The sequence below is a fragment of the Pseudomonas sp. P116 genome (assembly GCF_020149425.1).
Taxonomy (GTDB): domain Bacteria; phylum Pseudomonadota; class Gammaproteobacteria; order Pseudomonadales; family Pseudomonadaceae; genus Aquipseudomonas; species Aquipseudomonas anatoliensis.
Genome location: NZ_JACVHB010000010.1, coordinates 159,156 through 174,288, shown reverse-complemented (window position 1 = coordinate 174,288; position 15,133 = coordinate 159,156). Strand labels below are relative to the sequence as shown.

The 15,133-nt window shown below is 57.7% G+C and carries 17 protein-coding genes; 8 read left to right on the top strand and 9 right to left on the bottom strand.

Annotation, left to right across the window (positions count from 1 at the left end; genetic code table 11):
- Window positions 1-15: 15 nt before the first annotated feature.
- Window positions 16-435 (top strand): hypothetical protein, encoded by a 420-nt coding sequence (locus ICA15_RS27320; protein ID WP_210555140.1) that lies wholly within the window; start codon window positions 16-18, stop codon window positions 433-435.
- Between the two features lies 1 nt (window position 436).
- Here the strand turns inward: ICA15_RS27320 and ICA15_RS27315 are convergent, their stop codons facing one another.
- Together ICA15_RS27315 and ICA15_RS27310 are read right to left on the bottom strand one after the other, a co-directional pair.
- A complete protein-coding gene (locus ICA15_RS27315) occupies window positions 437-1,132 on the bottom strand; it encodes a DUF4225 domain-containing protein (protein WP_210555141.1) in 696 nt (231 codons plus the stop codon).
- A complete protein-coding gene (locus ICA15_RS27310) occupies window positions 1,125-1,625 on the bottom strand; it encodes an Hcp family type VI secretion system effector (protein WP_210555142.1) in 501 nt (166 codons plus the stop codon). The genes ICA15_RS27315 and ICA15_RS27310 overlap by 8 nt, the downstream gene beginning before the upstream one ends.
- Before the next feature lie 853 nt (window positions 1,626-2,478).
- On the opposite strand from ICA15_RS27310, the gene ICA15_RS27305 reads away from it, so the two are divergent.
- Window positions 2,479-2,901, top strand: a complete 423-nt coding sequence (locus tag ICA15_RS27305) for a hypothetical protein (protein WP_224450927.1) — start codon at window positions 2,479-2,481, stop codon at window positions 2,899-2,901.
- A 99-nt stretch (window positions 2,902-3,000) separates the two neighbouring features.
- Here ICA15_RS27305 and ICA15_RS27300 read toward each other — a convergent pair whose 3' ends face one another.
- Window positions 3,001-3,432 (bottom strand): hypothetical protein, encoded by a 432-nt coding sequence (locus ICA15_RS27300; RefSeq protein WP_210555145.1) that lies wholly within the window; start codon window positions 3,430-3,432, stop codon window positions 3,001-3,003.
- Window positions 3,433-3,654: 222 nt separating this feature from the next.
- On the opposite strand from ICA15_RS27300, the gene ICA15_RS27295 reads away from it, so the two are divergent.
- Both ICA15_RS27295 and ICA15_RS27290 read left to right on the top strand, forming a co-directional pair.
- On the top strand, window positions 3,655-4,077 hold the full coding sequence (locus tag ICA15_RS27295) for an HD domain-containing protein (RefSeq protein ID WP_150605172.1): 423 nt from the start codon (window positions 3,655-3,657) through the stop codon (window positions 4,075-4,077).
- Between the two features lie 129 nt (window positions 4,078-4,206).
- Complete coding sequence (locus ICA15_RS27290) at window positions 4,207-5,226, top strand: AbrB family transcriptional regulator (RefSeq protein ID WP_210555146.1); 1,020 nt, start codon at window positions 4,207-4,209, stop codon at window positions 5,224-5,226.
- A gap of 5 nt (window positions 5,227-5,231) precedes the next feature.
- On the opposite strand, the gene ICA15_RS27285 is transcribed toward ICA15_RS27290, so the two are convergent.
- Window positions 5,232-5,852: a hypothetical protein gene (locus tag ICA15_RS27285; protein ID WP_210555147.1), complete on the bottom strand. Its 621-nt coding sequence runs from the start codon at window positions 5,850-5,852 to the stop codon at window positions 5,232-5,234.
- Between the two features lie 164 nt (window positions 5,853-6,016).
- Here ICA15_RS27285 and ICA15_RS27280 point away from each other — a divergent pair, with 164 nt between their 5' ends.
- The gene (locus ICA15_RS27280; RefSeq protein ID WP_210555148.1) at window positions 6,017-6,463 is read left to right on the top strand and encodes a YMGG-like glycine zipper-containing protein; all 447 of its coding nucleotides are present in this window, start codon (window positions 6,017-6,019) and stop codon (window positions 6,461-6,463) included.
- Here the strand turns inward: ICA15_RS27280 and ICA15_RS27275 are convergent.
- Genes ICA15_RS27275 through ICA15_RS27265 form a run of 3 tightly spaced genes read right to left on the bottom strand, consistent with a single transcriptional unit; the run spans window position 6,448 to window position 10,139 of the window.
- On the bottom strand, window positions 6,448-7,473 hold the full coding sequence (locus ICA15_RS27275) for a DUF2955 domain-containing protein (protein ID WP_210555149.1): 1,026 nt from the start codon (window positions 7,471-7,473) through the stop codon (window positions 6,448-6,450). The genes ICA15_RS27280 and ICA15_RS27275 overlap by 16 nt on opposite strands.
- Entirely contained in the window at window positions 7,463-8,593 is a 1,131-nt protein-coding gene (locus ICA15_RS27270) for an HlyD family secretion protein (protein WP_210555150.1), read from the bottom strand. The genes ICA15_RS27275 and ICA15_RS27270 overlap by 11 nt, the downstream gene beginning before the upstream one ends.
- Window positions 8,586-10,139 (bottom strand): TolC family protein, encoded by a 1,554-nt coding sequence (locus ICA15_RS27265; RefSeq protein ID WP_210555151.1) that lies wholly within the window; start codon window positions 10,137-10,139, stop codon window positions 8,586-8,588. Before ICA15_RS27265 ends, ICA15_RS27270 begins: the two co-directional genes overlap by 8 nt.
- Before the next feature lie 119 nt (window positions 10,140-10,258).
- Between ICA15_RS27265 and ICA15_RS27260 the strand changes: the two genes are divergently transcribed.
- Window positions 10,259-10,777 (top strand): transporter suffix domain-containing protein, encoded by a 519-nt coding sequence (locus ICA15_RS27260; protein ID WP_150605166.1) that lies wholly within the window; start codon window positions 10,259-10,261, stop codon window positions 10,775-10,777.
- A gap of 63 nt (window positions 10,778-10,840) precedes the next feature.
- On the opposite strand, the gene ICA15_RS27255 is transcribed toward ICA15_RS27260, so the two are convergent.
- Window positions 10,841-11,617 (bottom strand): NAD(P)H-dependent oxidoreductase, encoded by a 777-nt coding sequence (locus ICA15_RS27255; protein WP_210555152.1) that lies wholly within the window; start codon window positions 11,615-11,617, stop codon window positions 10,841-10,843.
- Between the two features lie 84 nt (window positions 11,618-11,701).
- On the opposite strand from ICA15_RS27255, the gene ICA15_RS27250 reads away from it, so the two are divergent.
- Together ICA15_RS27250 and ICA15_RS27245 are read left to right on the top strand one after the other, a co-directional pair.
- A complete protein-coding gene (locus ICA15_RS27250; RefSeq protein ID WP_210555153.1) occupies window positions 11,702-12,595 on the top strand; it encodes a LysR family transcriptional regulator in 894 nt (297 codons plus the stop codon).
- A gap of 250 nt (window positions 12,596-12,845) precedes the next feature.
- Window positions 12,846-13,631: a DeoR/GlpR family DNA-binding transcription regulator gene (locus tag ICA15_RS27245; protein WP_042558769.1), complete on the top strand. Its 786-nt coding sequence runs from the start codon at window positions 12,846-12,848 to the stop codon at window positions 13,629-13,631.
- 159 nt (window positions 13,632-13,790) lie between these two features.
- Here ICA15_RS27245 and ICA15_RS27240 read toward each other — a convergent pair whose 3' ends face one another.
- Window positions 13,791-15,074, bottom strand: coding sequence for an NAD(P)/FAD-dependent oxidoreductase (locus ICA15_RS27240; RefSeq protein ID WP_150605163.1), 1,284 nt, complete (start codon window positions 15,072-15,074; stop codon window positions 13,791-13,793).
- Window positions 15,075-15,133 lie beyond the last annotated feature (59 nt).

Here is a 15,133-nt window from a genome sequence, read left to right as displayed (position 1 = left end):
GAGGCGTGTGAAGTCATGACGTTAAGATTCATAACTCAAACAATATTTTTATTTTTCTTGACTGTTGCTTTGAGTGGTATTGGCGCGTTAGTGCAAGTGAATTTTTTCAGTGGGATTTTTTTATTGTTGAAGGATGTAAAAGAAATTGTAAGTGGTCTGATTTGCGTATTGCTTCTATATGTTAATTTTCGCTACTGCTTTCCTGATCAGCTGGCTGAGTTGCGAGGGCGAAACGTCCGAAGTGATCGGTATCCTGTATGGGTGAAGCAATATATTCTCTTTAATTGTGCGTTGTTTGTTGAGGAGGTTTTTTATTACACGATTAAGGATTTGGTGAGTCTGTCTGAAGTTGTTTATGGGTTGTTAGGTTTTGTGGTTTTTGCTTCTTTTTATGCGTACATGATGTCTGGTGATGAGTTTAAGATAAAGAAGTAATTTAATTATCTTGTCGAAATTCTATTTCTTTGTTTATGTTTTTGACTGTTATGCTGTCGGTCATTAGTTCGAGTGCCAAAGCCAGACTTCCCATTTGATTATAAGCTCGTTCATAATTAATAGGGTCGTGATTGAATAACTCCATTGAGCCTGGTTTTCGCACGTGCTGCAGCATGCCAAACCCGGAAAGAATTAAGTCTACGCTGTAGTAAGCAGTGTTTCCTAAATGTATGTCGTTTGCCATAAATTGATAAAATTTACGAATCGGACCCACTGTGCTTTGAGCATCAGGGCCGTTGTAGATATTTACTACCCCTTCATGAATGTTGTTGATGCCGTGCGCCGAATAGAGTGCTCCTGCAAATATACCTTGTGGGCTTTTGCTGGAGAATTGTATGGCACCTATGTGCAATTGCATCATCCCCGCTGCAACACCTACACCGTTTTGAGCATAAAACGATACTTTGTTCAATAACTCAGCGTGTTCCTCCCTAAGCTCTTGCAACCCCTGCTTGGCACTAATAATACCTTCATCAACAGCCCGAATAATTTCATTCGCATAGGACGAAACGATCTCGCTAAATCGCAGCTGATTGAAACTGTCATACAGTTGAGTCGCGCCGATCTGGCACCCGAATGCGACCAGATCGGAAGCAGCCCGGGTAACGTCGTTGATGTCACACGAATCCTCATTCATCGTCATTTCCCCAAGTGCTGAAACCGCACGTGCCTGCCTGGATATGTGTCCAGCTGATTTCGCGATAAGTAAACGACACCAATTCTTGCGGCTGGGCGTCGTTCAAATGGATGGCGTGGGGAACCTGGAGGTTGATGTGTGCGATTTTTGCGCCGGTTATGTGGATTTTGAAGTATTTGTCCTGCGTGCCAGCGGGGGAGGTTCGGTAGAAGAAGATTGTGCAGTCCAGCACTTCACGCTCATGAAGTGCGGCGGACAGTAGTGGTGAGGATTTGTCGATGTTCTTGGTGATCATGATCGGCAGGTGTTTGCCACGGTCAGCGGTAACGCCGCTGTTATTGCCGGTGGTCATGTTATGCGAGTAGGCCAGTACCATTATTTCGTCAAGGTGACCCAGTTGGCACTTGTTGCCGATGGAATTAGTGTCGGAACAACCGGCGGAGATCAGTCCTTGTCGGTTTCCGGTAATGCTCATGTAACTGTGGTTGGCCATGGATGCTCTGCTTTATTGAATGGAAAACTCTTGTTTGAAGAGTAACCGTCAACTAAAGCCGGAACAGTGAGGCGTCGGTTCGCTGTTGATGATGTTCAGACGCGTCTTACAAGGGGCGCGGAAGTCAGGAGGTGATTATTCCGAAGTGTCAACGAGGTTGATGAGTAGGACGAGGTTGTCGGTGGCGGGGTGGGACATGTGGGCGTAGTGGTGGAGCGGTTTGTCTGTCGGTATAAGTAAAACTTCCTCGTATCTTTGAGAGAAGCTACTGCCATTCGCTGCGAATCGAAGGGTGGTAGCTATGTGCGGGTTCGCAGACCGAGGATACGAGGAACCCGGCAGATCCGAAGATCTCCCACACACAGCCACCATTGAACGGATTTCGGACGCGGGTGCGACCGCCACCGTTTTTTGGGGCGCTAGGTTACTACACGTATCGTCAGGGCTGCGAAACCCTGTTGCTGAAAATCTTGTCAGCGACAGCCCAACTCTAGGCAGCAATTGCAAAAGCCACAACCGACCTGTAGGACGCAACCAGCACCCTGTGGCGAGGGGATTTATCCCCGTTCGGCGACGCAGTAGTCGTAAACCGGCGCCCACGGTGTGTCAGAAGAATCTGGCTCACGAGTTTGGGGTCGCTTCGCTACCCGTCCGGGATGAATCCCCTCACCACAAGGGGTGTTTTCCTACGCGCTTTTCAGACTTCAAATTCGGTCAAATCTCAAATCATGGCTTTGCATCCCGTTCGGAACTTTCCTTAAAAACGATGTCAATTTGATGGCGTGTCGCGACGCTCATTTTGAACGGATCAAGCAGTGCCAGGCTGATTCCTGGCAATCCAAGGAAGTGTGAGATGAAACTGATTTTTGCGATGTTGTTGATGTTCAGCGGTTACGCTTTTGCCGGTTGCGGCAATATTGATGACCATGACCAACGTGCCTATTGCTATGCGCGCGAGAGCGGTGGGAGTTGCGGCAACATTGAGGATCATGATTTGCGTGAACGCTGCAATGCGGAAAATGGCAATGGCTCGTGTGGCAACATTGCTGATCACGACCAGCGAGCCTATTGCAATGCCAGAAAGAGCGGTGGCAGTTGCGGCAATATCGATAATCATGATTTGCGCGAGCGCTGCAACGCCGAAAACGGCAACGGCTCTTGCGGCAACATTGCTGATAGCGACCAGCGTGCTTTTTGCAACGCCATGAAAGGCAATGGCAATTGCGGCAATATCAGCAACCACGACTTGCGGACACAGTGTGATGCGAAGCGTTGATGGGGTCATTTTGACCACGAGTGGTGCTTTCTAAGAAATAGCCCGGCATTGCGCTGGGCTTTTTCGTATTGAGTACTGCGGTTATTTCTTTCGAAGCAGTTACTTCGCCTTCCAATTCCCCCCACCACTTTCACAATCAATCTTCGCCTGCCCCAAATCCTCCGCGCCGTAGTAATACGTGGTCACCTGCGCACCATCCGGAATGTTCAACGCCTTGGCGTTTTTGTCCTTGCTGGTGGAATGCGGGTTGGCGAGCGATTCCTGGGTGAGGGTGGCGATGCAAGTGGCCTGGTAATGGTCGTCGCATTGCTGGACCTTTTTCTTGACGGCGTTAACCATGTCTTTGCTTTCGTTGCTGCACGACCAGTCGATGGCGTTGACCGGCGTGCCTTCGTATTCATAGCAACTGTGTCCGGATACTGCCGGCACGGCGGAGCTGGAAGAACGGGTCTGGACGTCGCAGCCTTCGGCCATGACGCAGGTGGGAATGACGCTAAAGGTGGCGACCAGAAGCAGGAATCGAATGTTCATCGGTGTTTCCTCTTCAATGGCGCCGGTTCTGAGCATTCAGTTGGCGCTATAGGGTTTCGAGAGGGCGTAGATGACGGAGGTTCAATCGGGTTTTTCATTTGCACGGTTCGCGTAGACTGCGAAACAATCGGAAACATTCGACGCGCCCAAGGAGTGGAAATTGCCCATGATTGAAATCAGCAGTCGCAACGACTCTCCCGCCCCGCACCAACGGAGATGCTCATGACTCAAACACTCGAACGCGCTATAGCCATCGCCGCAACGGCTCACGCCGGGCAGGTGGACAAGGGTGGGGCGCCGTACATTTTGCATCCGCTGAAGGTGATGCTGCGCATGACCACGCTGGAAGAACGCATCGTCGCGGTGCTGCACGATGTGGTCGAGGATTGCGAAATCAGTCTCGATGACCTTCGCAAGGAAGGTTTCAGCGAAGGCGTGCTTAGCGCGATCGAATCGGTGACCAAAGTGCCTGGCGAGTCCTACGAGGATTTCGTCGAACGCGCCGCGCAGAACCCGATCGGTCGCGTGGTGAAATTGGCTGATCTGGAAGAGAACAGCGACCTCTCGCGGATAGCCTCGCCGAGTTGGGAGGATCTGGAGCGGATCGAGAAGTATCGGCGCGCGATTGGCCGGTTGCGTTCATAAAACCACGCAATCCCCATTTAGGAGCTGCCGAAGGCTGCGATCTTTTGATCTTTTTAAGAGCAAGATCAAAAGATCGCAGCCTTCGGCAGCTCCTACAGGGGATCGAGTTTAATTGCCAGGAAGGCATCTATGAAATCCATTCTCTGTTTGTTGATCGCCGCCGGGTTTGGCGCGGTGTTGCAGTCCCTCGGCGTGCCTCACGGTTTGCTGTTGGGCTCGATTCTTGTCACCGCATTGGTCGCCACTAAATCAGGTTTCGCACCCGTGACGCCTTATGGCTTGGGCTACATACAGGTGGCGCTGGGAATCGCCACAGGGCTGATGTTCGAGGCGTGGGACAGCGCGACGGCATCGGCCATGTTGCCGAGCCTTGGCGTGTTGCTGCTGTGTCTGATCGTGCAGATTACGTTGGCCGCGCTGTGGCTGACGCGCGGGGCAGGGTGGAATCGCACTGATGCATTGTTGGCGGTATACCCGGGCGCATTGGCAGCGGTTTTCGATTTGCTGGAGTCGGAAAAGGCCTCAAGCAAAGTCATCATCGTGCACCTGATGCGGCTGTTGCTGATCACCGTGCTGGTGAGTTTTTTGATTCCGGGACAGGCATCGGTGGTGGTGATTGAAAGCGCTCCGTTGACGACCGGGATGGCACTGACCGTGTTTGCGGTGATCGGCTTGAGTGTCGTGCTTGGACGCTTGCTGCTGGTGATCGGCGTGCCGGCGCCGTTTATGCTCACGGCGATCATCATCACGGCGGTTTTCGTCAAAGCAGGATGGCTACACGGTTTTCACATGCCGGACTGGAGCTTGAATCTGGCGGCACTGATTCTGGGTGTACGAATCGGCTCGCGATTTCAGGGATTGGGCGTCAAGGAGTTGGGCCGGCATGGCCGCACGGCGCTGGTTTCGGTCGGGTTGATGATCGTGGTCGCGGCGGCGTTTGCCGAAGTGGCGGCGCGATTGTTGGACAGTGATCCGCTGTCGCTGTGGCTTGCGTACATGCCGGGGGCGATCGAAACGATTGCGATTGTCGCGTTCGCGGGCGGACTGAATGTGGTGTTTATCCTCACCCACCATTTGGCGCGGATGGTGCTGCTGCATTTTGCGCCGGCGTTGTTGGTGCAGGTGCGGCGGGTGCGTGAGGGGGCCTGAACGAATCAATCATCGCTGTACATCAACTCCAGTTGTTCTATCCACTCGGCGCTGGCATTGAATCTTGCGTAATAGCGCTGTTTTTCTGCGTCGCTCAAACAAGTAAAAAACGGCAGGAAATAGCGCTCGTTGTAGAAACCTTGGGCACCTTGCATATTCCCTCCCCACCACGAAGGGTTATAACTCTCGAAGGCAACCCACGGTGGGGGGACAGCGATTTTTTCGCGGCTCAACAAGTCAAGAAACCTGACGCTGTTTGTTACCAGCTGAATAGAAACGGCGTTGAACTCTTGGTTTGAGGTGAAAAATATCAGACGCTCGTTGCTCAGGGGCTCTTCATATTCAAACTTCGTTAGACCGTTGAATGCGCTTTCCTTGACCTTTCGGAAGGACGAGTCGACCAATCGTTGGAAACTACTGGCGTCTTTGATTTCAGTCAAAAGTGAGATGTGGTAGGCAGATACTTCGGATTGCTCCAGCGATGTGATCCCAGACAGGTTTGGCAGCTTGATGGACGATAACGGTGTCACAAAGTACGACTGAAGGGCTTTTAGGTTGTATCCGGCAAAAATTGGCCTGGCTTCAGGCTTGATGAGTGCGGTGATTCGGCTGAGTAAACGACGCATCGAGATCCGTGAACTAGGAAAATGAAGGTGTATTGATGGTATCCATCACTGTGAGGGGTGTCAGTCAGATTCGTCGCCCCTCAAGAATTCTTCCTCGGCACCATGAACTACACTTCCTCATTACCCCGCATCACCGCCAACCCCAGGCCCCGCCGGAGGTAATCATGAATCGCCTAACGTCCATCGCGCTGATGATCGCTGCCCTGTACGCCACTCACGTCAGCGCCGAATCCATCGTCCCGCTCAAAGGTCAGACCTCCCAGCAAACCCAGATCGACATCAACGACTGCCACTCCATCGCATCGACTTCAACGACTTCAACACCCCAGGCGGGTGGGCGTCTGAAGGGGGCCGCTGTCGGTGCCGCCGCTGGAGCCGCAGGTTCTGAAGTCCGCGGTCGTCAACACGATGAGGTTTACGACCGCGTCGACGATGATCGCAAGCAGGATTACCGACAGAACCGTGCCCAGCAAACCGCTGCGGCCGGTGCGGTAGTCGGCGGCTCTCGACAGCGGCAAGAGCGTCGCGCGCAGAGCAAAACCGATGCCGCGGCCAGTTCCAGTGCCTACACCGGGTGTTTGCAAGGACGCGGCTATCAGGTCACGCCTTGACGGCGGGTTCTGTGCCCTTGGAGCAGGTGCATCATCAAAACGCCGTAAAGCGTTACCAGGATAAACAGGCCCATGCGCACGGCAAACGCTGTGTAGACGTCTTTGCCTGCCGCGCTGTCCTGCACCGATTGGCCGAGCAGGATGATCATCGTTATCAGGGTGTTGAGCCAGAACCCCGGGCTGAACTGCGTCGGGCTGAGGCGATAGAGTTTGCGCGCCAGCCATAGCCCGATCAGCAGCATCCACAGGAAGAACATCCACAGGTGCACGAAAAGGCTTAATCCGCACCACACCAGCACCGCCAAAACGCCGGCGAGCAGGGTCGAACCGACCAGTTCGCGTCCCGCTTGATGAGTGTTGGTCGTGGAGCTTTGTTGGCCGAGGCTGACGGCTTTGAGGATGATCGGCATGTAGCTGGCCGGGTCGCTCAGGGCCAGCAAAAAGGTTGGCAGCACGATCAGCGTGGCGCGCAGGGCCACGCGCGGTACCTCGTCGGCGGGCATGGCGGGCGGCTTGGGCGGGACGGGGCTGTTTGCCGGTTCCGGGAATAATGCGTGGCTGACGCCGACCACCGCGACTGCCAGCAACAGGCCTTTGACCAACGCACCAATCACCGCTATCGCCAGATCGAATTCAGCGAACCCGGCGGCGGAGATCATGGTCATGCCGATCACCAGAAAGGTCACGATCAGCGGGTTGCCGCCGCGCAAACCAAAGCGGAACACCAGAAACAAACCGAGGCCGATCAACAACACGCCACTCACCGGGTAGTAACGCAGCAGCGGCATCAGCAGCAGGCCGATGCTGGTGGTGAGCGCCGCGACCAACGCCAGCACCAGCGCACCTTTGAGCGGCAATGGTCGGGGCAGACTGGCCAGCAGCAGCACCGCCAACACTGGCGAGATAAACGCCAGCGGCAGCGCCAGCGCATAACTGACGGCGGTGCATAGCGCGGTGCCGAACGCCAGGCGCAACGCCCGTTGCGCCGGGACGCTGCGCTCAGTAGGCATACGACAGCCAGCTCATCAGCCCGACAAACAGCCGCCCCAGCGGATTGAGCGGGTTGCCTTCGGTGGGGAAGGCCATGACTTCAGCCTGACCACCGGCACGGATCGCGCGGTTGTCGACCAGGCGTTTTTTCGCCTCCTCAGTGAGCTCGATAATCACCGGAAAACGCTGCGCCGGACGCAGCCAGTCACGGCTGTTCTGGATGCTTGGCAAGGTGCCGGGCGCGGATGTCTGGCCGACGCTGACGCCATAACCGACGCTGCGCACTCGGCCATCGAGGACTTCGCCGGGCAGCGCGTCGAGGACGATGGCCACCGGCGTTCCGGGCTGCACGCGGCCGAGGTTGTTTTCGGTGAGGTCGGCGCTGATCCACACATCATGAATGGCGATCAGGGTCATCACCGGGCTGCCGGCAGCGGTGAACTGGCCGACGTCGGTGCGCAGGTCCGTGATCAACCCGGCCGAACGTGCGCCGATGCGAGTGTTGGCCAGATCCAGTTCGGCTTTTGCCAATGCCGAGGCAGCGCTGCGCAGCTGCGCGTTGGTGTCGGTGTTGCCACCTTCCTGCTCCTGCGCGCGCTGCACTTCGGCGCGGGCGGCGGCGACTTGGGCGACCGCTTGTTCGCGGTTGGCTCGCGATACTTCAAGCAAGCGCACGGAGATGGTGCCCGGATCCTGTTTGTATAAACCTTCGAGGCGTTGATTGTCTTGCCGCGTCTTGAGTTCGTTGGCTTGCGCGGCGCGCAGCGAGGCTTGCGCCGAAGCGATGCCGGCGGTGCTGGCGCCGACCTGACGGCGGGTCGACTCCAGATCGGCTTTCGCCCGATCCACGGCGATTTGCAGCGGCTGCGGGTCGAGTTCAAAGAGCACGTCGCCAGCCTTGACGTCCTGATTGTTGCGCACGTTGACCCGGATGACCCGACCGGCGACTTCCGCCGCCACCGGAATCACGAATGCGCCGACCCGCGCCTGCTGGGTATAAGGCGTGTAGCGGTCGGCGAGCAGATACCAGGCCAGGCTCAGCACAATCAACAGCAGCACCCAGCGGATGCCTTTTTTGGCCGGATCGGTCGGGGCTGACGCGGGAGTCGGAGCCGGGGCGGGAGGTGCGGCGTCAGTCATGGCGGCTGTCCTGCGACGGGAGTGGATACAGCGGTTGGGCGGGCGGCGCGGTGAGCAAGTCGCCCCAATTTGTGCGTTGTTGCATCTGTTCGCGGGTCGGTTCATCGATCTGCGGCGAAGTGCTTTGCCAACCGCCACCCAGGGATTTGTAGAGGGCGATCAGGTTGCTCACGGCGTTGCTGCGACTGACTAGATAGTTGTCCTGCAATTCCAGCAGCGCGCGTTGCGCGTCGAGCACGCGCTGGAAGTCCGAATAGCCTTCGCGGTATTGCGTGTTGGCCAGCACCAGTGAACGCCGCGCGGCGCCTTCGGCCTCACGCAGAATCCGCTCGCGTTCCAGAGCTTTGCTCAAGCCACTGGCGGCGTCGTCGGCCTCGCGTGCGGCTTGGCGGACCTTGTCGCGATAGGCTTCGATCAGTTGCTGCAAGCGCGCGTCCTGCACCCGTATGTTGTTGCGGATGCGCCCGTAATCGAAGATGTTCCAGCGCAGGCTCGGCCCACCGATCAGGTCGAGGCTGCGCGGTGTGGCGCTGAGGGAGTCGGTAGACCAGACGATGCTGCCGAGCAAGGTCAGCGATGGGTACAGATCGGTTTCAGCGACACCGACCAGCGCCGATTGCGCAGCGACGTTCAGCTCCGCCGCGCGCACGTCCGGACGGCGTAGCAGCAGGTTGGCCGGGACGTCTTGCAGCACGGCGCGATCAACCAACGGAATCAGCCCCGGTTGTTCGGCCAGCAACGCCGCGCCACCGGGCGGCTGGCCAACCAGCACCGCCAGCGCATTGCGCGTGCGCAGCAACTGATCTTCGAACGCCGGGATGCTGCTCAGCGTGCCGAGGTATTGGGTTTTCGCCTGTTGCAGATCGAGTTCGGCGCTCTGGCCGCTGTTGAAGAGTTGTTCGGTGATCTCGAAATTGCGCTTTTGCTGCACAGCATTTTCCCGGGCGACGCGCAGCCGCGCTTCGGTGGTGCGCAGGGAGAAATAGGTGTCGGCAACTTGTGCGCGCAGCAATACAAGGGCGTCTTCATAGTTGGCTTGCGCGGCGAAATATTGCGCATCGGAAGACTCGATGGCGCGACTGAAGCGGCCCCAGAAATCCAGTTCCCAGCCAACATCAAACGCGGCGCTGTGCTGCCAGAAGTGCAGATCCTGCGGATTGTTGCCGCCGGACTGGTGACGGTCGACATACAGGCTGTCGACGCCGACCTGTTGCAATTGCGGGTAGCGACCGCTTTCGGCGATGCCCAGTTGTGCGCGGGCTTCGAGCACGCGCAGGCCAGCGATTTTCAGGCTGCTGTTGCGCGCATCGGCTTCGCTGATCAGGCGATCCAGCACCGGGTCGGCGAAGACCTGCCACCACTGGCGCAGATCCGGTTGCGCGGCGCGCTCACTGGCCTGCTCCAGAGCCGTGCTGTTCCATTGTTTGCTCCACGCTTCGCCTGGCGGCTGAAAATCAGGCCCCAGGCGCACGCAGCCGCTTAAGCTCAAGGCGCCAAGTAATAGCAGGTGACCGGGCCGCGTGAACAGGGTTGTTGTTGCAGGCATTACGCGTTTCCCAGGCCGCAAATATCACTGGAGCATAGACCGAGGATTACAGGTTGCTCGGGCGAATCTGCTGCTACGCTTTGCAGGCAACGGAACTCCACCCAGACAGGTAAGAAACCATGGACACTGCCCAAGATCCGCTGACCCCGCCGGCTCCCGCAACCTGGCGCTTCAAGGTTGGCGTGGGGATCATTTGCCTGATGCTCGGTTCGTGGCTGATGGTGCCGCTGGCGGCCGCGCTTGATGTGCCTGGCTCGAAAGTCGCCGCGCTGACCGGCGTGCTGTTTATCAGCAACAAGGTGTTGTTGCTGGTGGTGATCGCGGTGATGGGCAAGGCCGGATTCGCCGAGCTCAAGCGTACGATCGGGCGTTATGTCTCGGGGATCATTCCAGCCCCGGTGGACGAGGTCGGGCCGACGCGACATCGCATCGGCGTGGTGATGTTTTGCCTGCCGTTGCTGTCGTCCTTTCTGGAACCGTATTTCGATAACTTCTGGCCAGGGTTGCGGCCCAATCTGTGGCAGATGCAGTTGCTTGGGGATTTGATGTTTGTTGGCAGTTTCTTTGTGCTGGGGGGGAATTTCTGGGACAAGGCTCATGCGCTGTTTGTGCGTACCGCCAAAGTGGTTTCGCCTTGATTTTGAATTGGAATTTATTGTGGCGAGGGGATAAATCCCCTCGCCACAGGTTTGCATGACACTCTATTTAATATGTGCAGCAAACCCGATCAGATCCGGTGCAACATCGTCTTTCAACGTCAGCGCCGGAATCTCGTAATCCCCCGCATTTTGCTGCCGAAACGCAATCGGCCGCGTGCTCCACAACTCATCCAGTCGCCGTCCCAGTTCATCAGTTGTCTCGGCATAACGCGTTTCATCCATGCGGCTGGTGCGATAGACAAGGAAGGGCGGTAGCACGTCAAAACCGGGGTAGTGGAGTACCCCGTGCTGGATCGGAAACAGCAGGTCATCAATCGGCCCGTTGATCCCTCGTGGGTTGTAGTGCGACTCCCAGCCTCCGGTCGTAACCATCAACATCGCCCGTTTGCCGCTCATTTTCCCTTCGCCATAACGCTCGCCCCAACGGCTGTCGGAGTGTTCGCCGACGCCGTAGGCAAACCCGTAGGCGTAGACACGTTCGACCCAGCCCTTGAGGATCGCCGGCATCGAGAACCACCACAGCGGGAATTGCAGAATCAGCGCGTCGGCCCACAGCAGTTTCTCCTGTTCGGCGGTGATGTCGGCGGCTTGGGTGCCTTGGGCGTAGGCGAGTTTGGAGTCCAGCGATGGATGAAACGGCTGGCTGTCGTCGCGGGCGGGGGCATCGTCGGCGTCGAGTGTGGTTTTCCAGTTCATTGCATAAAGGTCGGAAACCTGCACGGTATGCCCCGCAGCTTGCAGGCGCTGGACGGTGAAGTCCCTGAGTGAGCCATTGAGCGAGGTGGGTTCGGGGTGGGCGTAAACCAGTAGTACTTTCATGTTGAAGCTCCGTTGCTGAGTGAGGGCAGGATCGGCGTTCAACAGGTATATTGGAAATGAATGTCTGACATATCTGGTATAGAGATGAATAATTTACGGCGACTGGATATCAATCTGCTATTGACCCTGGACGTGTTGCTGGCAGAGCACAACGTCACCCGCGCCGCGCAACGGTTGAACCTGTCGCAGCCGTCGGTGAGTGTTCACCTGGCCAAGTTGCGCGACATCTTCGCCGATCCGCTGTTGTTGCCCGGCCCCCGAGGCATGCGCCCGACGGCACGTGCCGATGAATTGCGTGAGCCGTTGCGCGAGGCGCTAGAGGCACTGGAACGCGCGGTGGCGCCTGCCAGTGCGTTCGACCCGGCGCAGGCGGTGCACACCTGGCGAATCGCCGCGACGGACTACGGCGAATCGACCATCGTCCTGCCGGCCCTGAGCGGGTTACGGGCAAAGGCGCCGGGCACGCGTTTGGCGGTGATCGACCTGACGCCGCCGCAATTGGTCAAGCAAGCCGAGCAAGGGGTGTTTGATCTGGCGCTGCACATCACAGAAGAGGCGCCGCTGGAGCTGCATCAACGCGTGCTGTTCACCGAGCACTACGTGTTGGCCGGTCGAATCGGGCATCCGAAGCTGAAGCGTAAACCGAGCCGCGAAGAGTTCTGCGCGCTGGAACACGTGATGGTTTCGCGCGAAGGCGGGGGCTTTTTCGGGGTGACTGACAAGGCGCTGGCCGATGTCGGGCTGCAGCGCAAAGTGGTGTTATCGGTGCCGCACTTTCTGATGGTGATGTCGATACTGGCGAGCACCGATCTGGTGGCGATGCTGCCGTCACGCTTGGTGCGCGGCAACCCGGCACTGCAAGTGGTCGACGCGCCGCTGGAAGTGCCGGGCTACGAGATGGCGATGTTCTGGGGCGAACGGCTGCATCGCGATCCGGCGCACAAATGGTTTCGCGAGCATTTGGCCGCGACGGTGTGACCGTCAGGCATGGCCGAGGGCAACCGCGAACGACACAACGATCATGCAAGCGAAGGCAAAATTGAGATTCATGCGGGGTCCATCCTGGCCTATTTAGAGTGGGTGAATTCTGAACAGGTTGAATGCAAAGGAAAAATTCGGCTTGTCGATTCCAATGATCGAAGCAATCGATAGCTGCCTGTTTGTGTTTGCCCAACGCTTTCGCTAATCTGCGTGAAACCTGCAACTACAAGCACAAACAGGCAGAATCATGCACGATCATTCCGTCACCGAGCTACCGTCCCTGCGCCGACAGAAAATCCTTTTGATCCTGGAACGCGACGGCAAGGTCATGGCCTCCGAGCTGAGCCAGCATTTTGCGGTGTCCGAAGATACGATCCGCCGCGATCTCGCCGAACTCGACAACGCCGGGCTGGTGCAGCGCGTACACGGCGGGGCGTTGCCGCGGCCCAAAGACACCGGCAAGGATTACTTCACCCGCATCAGCGAAACCGATGAAGTGAAGACCCGCCTGGCGCAGCTCGCTGCCGGACGGGTCAAGGACGGCCAGATCGTGCTGTTCGATTCCGGCACCACCACGTTGCAGATCGCGCGCTCATTGCCTGCGGACATCCGGATCACCGCTGTTACCACGTCGCCAATGACCGCGATCACACTCGCCGAATACCAAGGCATCAAGGTGATTCTTGCGGGCGGGCAACTCAATCTGGCGACGATGTCAGTCAGCGGCCACGAAACCGTACGGCTGCTGCAAAGTATCAAGGCTGACGTGCTGTTTACCGGGGTCTGCGCGATTCATCCGGAAGTCGGGTTGAGCTCGCTGTATTTCGATGAGGTGCCGGTGAAGCAGGCATTGTTCGAGAGCGCTGCGCAGGTGATTGCTGTGACCACGGCGGACAAGCTAGGGGCGGTCGAGCCGTTTGTGGTGACGCCGTGCAATCGCGTGCATACGCTGATTACCGAGCAGCATCTGGCATCGGGCAGTGTTGAGGATTATCGGCGGTTGGGGATTGAGGTGGAGCAGTTGCCTGACTGAGTTTTGTAATCAGCGCTCAACCCTGTAGGAGCTGCGGCACGCTGCGATCTTTTGACTTTGATTGTAAAAAACAAGATCAAAAGATCGCAGCCTGCGGCAGCTCCTACAGTGACCGTGGCCGATCAGGAATGCGCACGCGGCGGGCGGGTGGCAGTGCAGTCAACGCAATTTTTCAAGCATCTGGTAATACCACATCCCCGCCGCCAGCAACGGATTGCCGAGCAAATCCCCCATCGGCACGCGAATGTGCTGACATGCCGCAAACGTATCGTACTGCTCCATCTGCCCGGTAATCGCCCGGCTCATGATTTCGCCCATGATGTGCGTCGTGGCGATGCCATGCCCCGAGTAACCCTGGCAGTACCAGACGTTGTCCGAGAGTTTCCCCAGTTGCGGGATGCGGTTGATGACGATGCCCATCGCGCAACTCCACTGATAATCGATCTGCACGCCTTTGAGCGCCGGGAAAGTCTGCTCGATGCACGGGCGCAGTTCGGCAGCGATGTCGCGTGAGTCCTTGCCGCTGTAGTTGGCGCCGCCGCCAAACAGCAGACGACCGTCGGCGGTGAGACGGTAGTAGTCGAGGACAAAGCGGCAGTCGTACACCGCGAGGTCTTCGGGGTTGATTTGCCTGGCCAGATCGCCCAGTGGTGCGGTGGTGACAATGCCGCCCATGGCCGGGAAAATCTTGCCTTTGAGCTGGCCGGGTTCGAGCTTGTGATAGACGTCGCCGGCCAGCATCACCTGGTTGGCGTCGATCTGGCCGTGGGCAGTTCTCACGCCTGGTGTGTCACCGTGAATGATCTCCAGCACTTCGCTGTTTTCGAAGATCAGCGCACCGAGACTTTCCGCCGCCCGCGCTTCTCCGATGCACAGGTTGAGCGGGTGCAGGTGCATGTTGCGGGTGTTCTTGATCGCGCCGTGGTAGAGGTCGCTTTGCAGCAGATCGCGCACCTGGCTGCGGTCGAGCAGGCTGACCTCGTCACCCAGACCGCGACGCACGGCTTCTTCGTAGTCCTTGCGCAGATCGGTCATGTGGCTTGGCTTGTACGCGGCGTGCAGGTGGCCGTGTTTGAGGTCGCACTGGATGGCGTATTTTTCCACGCGCTGTTTGATGATTTCATGCCCGCGCCAGCGCAGGTGCCAGATGAAATCGTCGACCTCGTCACCGAGTGTCGGGCGCATCTGTTTGCGCATCGCGCCGTCGCCGGAGAGGCTGCCGGTGACCTGCCCGCCATTGCGCCCGGTGGCGCCCCAGCCGATTTTGTTACTTTCGACGATGGCGACCTTCAAGCCTTTTTCGGCGAGTTCGACAGCGGTGGCGACGCCGGTGAAGCCGCCGCCGATGATCACCACATCAACCTTGTGCCGGCCCTGCAGGGTCGGGTAGTCGGTCTCGTGGTTGAGGGTGGCGGTGTAGTAGGAATTGCAGCGATTGGTCATTTTAATGTCCACACAAATTCGGGAGACAGGATGCAGTCCCCTGTGGGAGCTGGCTTGCC

Excerpts from the sequence above, each read along its gene's own strand:
- ICA15_RS27320 (WP_210555140.1), top strand. The coding sequence starts at position 16 with ATGACGTTAAGATTCATAACTCAAACAATATTTTTATTTTTCTTGACT.
- ICA15_RS27315 (WP_210555141.1), bottom strand. The coding sequence starts at position 1,132 with ATGAATGAGGATTCGTGTGACATCAACGACGTTACCCGGGCTGCTTCC.
- ICA15_RS27310 (WP_210555142.1), bottom strand. The coding sequence starts at position 1,625 with ATGGCCAACCACAGTTACATGAGCATTACCGGAAACCGACAAGGACTG.
- ICA15_RS27305 (WP_224450927.1), top strand. The coding sequence starts at position 2,479 with ATGAAACTGATTTTTGCGATGTTGTTGATGTTCAGCGGTTACGCTTTT.
- ICA15_RS27300 (WP_210555145.1), bottom strand. The coding sequence starts at position 3,432 with ATGAACATTCGATTCCTGCTTCTGGTCGCCACCTTTAGCGTCATTCCC.
- ICA15_RS27295 (WP_150605172.1), top strand. The coding sequence starts at position 3,655 with ATGACTCAAACACTCGAACGCGCTATAGCCATCGCCGCAACGGCTCAC.
- ICA15_RS27290 (WP_210555146.1), top strand. The coding sequence starts at position 4,207 with ATGAAATCCATTCTCTGTTTGTTGATCGCCGCCGGGTTTGGCGCGGTG.
- ICA15_RS27285 (WP_210555147.1), bottom strand. The coding sequence starts at position 5,852 with ATGCGTCGTTTACTCAGCCGAATCACCGCACTCATCAAGCCTGAAGCC.
- ICA15_RS27280 (WP_210555148.1), top strand. The coding sequence starts at position 6,017 with ATGAATCGCCTAACGTCCATCGCGCTGATGATCGCTGCCCTGTACGCC.
- ICA15_RS27275 (WP_210555149.1), bottom strand. The coding sequence starts at position 7,473 with ATGCCTACTGAGCGCAGCGTCCCGGCGCAACGGGCGTTGCGCCTGGCG.
- ICA15_RS27270 (WP_210555150.1), bottom strand. The coding sequence starts at position 8,593 with ATGACTGACGCCGCACCTCCCGCCCCGGCTCCGACTCCCGCGTCAGCC.
- ICA15_RS27265 (WP_210555151.1), bottom strand. The coding sequence starts at position 10,139 with ATGCCTGCAACAACAACCCTGTTCACGCGGCCCGGTCACCTGCTATTA.
- ICA15_RS27260 (WP_150605166.1), top strand. The coding sequence starts at position 10,259 with ATGGACACTGCCCAAGATCCGCTGACCCCGCCGGCTCCCGCAACCTGG.
- ICA15_RS27255 (WP_210555152.1), bottom strand. The coding sequence starts at position 11,617 with ATGAAAGTACTACTGGTTTACGCCCACCCCGAACCCACCTCGCTCAAT.
- ICA15_RS27250 (WP_210555153.1), top strand. The coding sequence starts at position 11,702 with ATGAATAATTTACGGCGACTGGATATCAATCTGCTATTGACCCTGGAC.
- ICA15_RS27245 (WP_042558769.1), top strand. The coding sequence starts at position 12,846 with ATGCACGATCATTCCGTCACCGAGCTACCGTCCCTGCGCCGACAGAAA.
- ICA15_RS27240 (WP_150605163.1), bottom strand. The coding sequence starts at position 15,074 with ATGACCAATCGCTGCAATTCCTACTACACCGCCACCCTCAACCACGAG.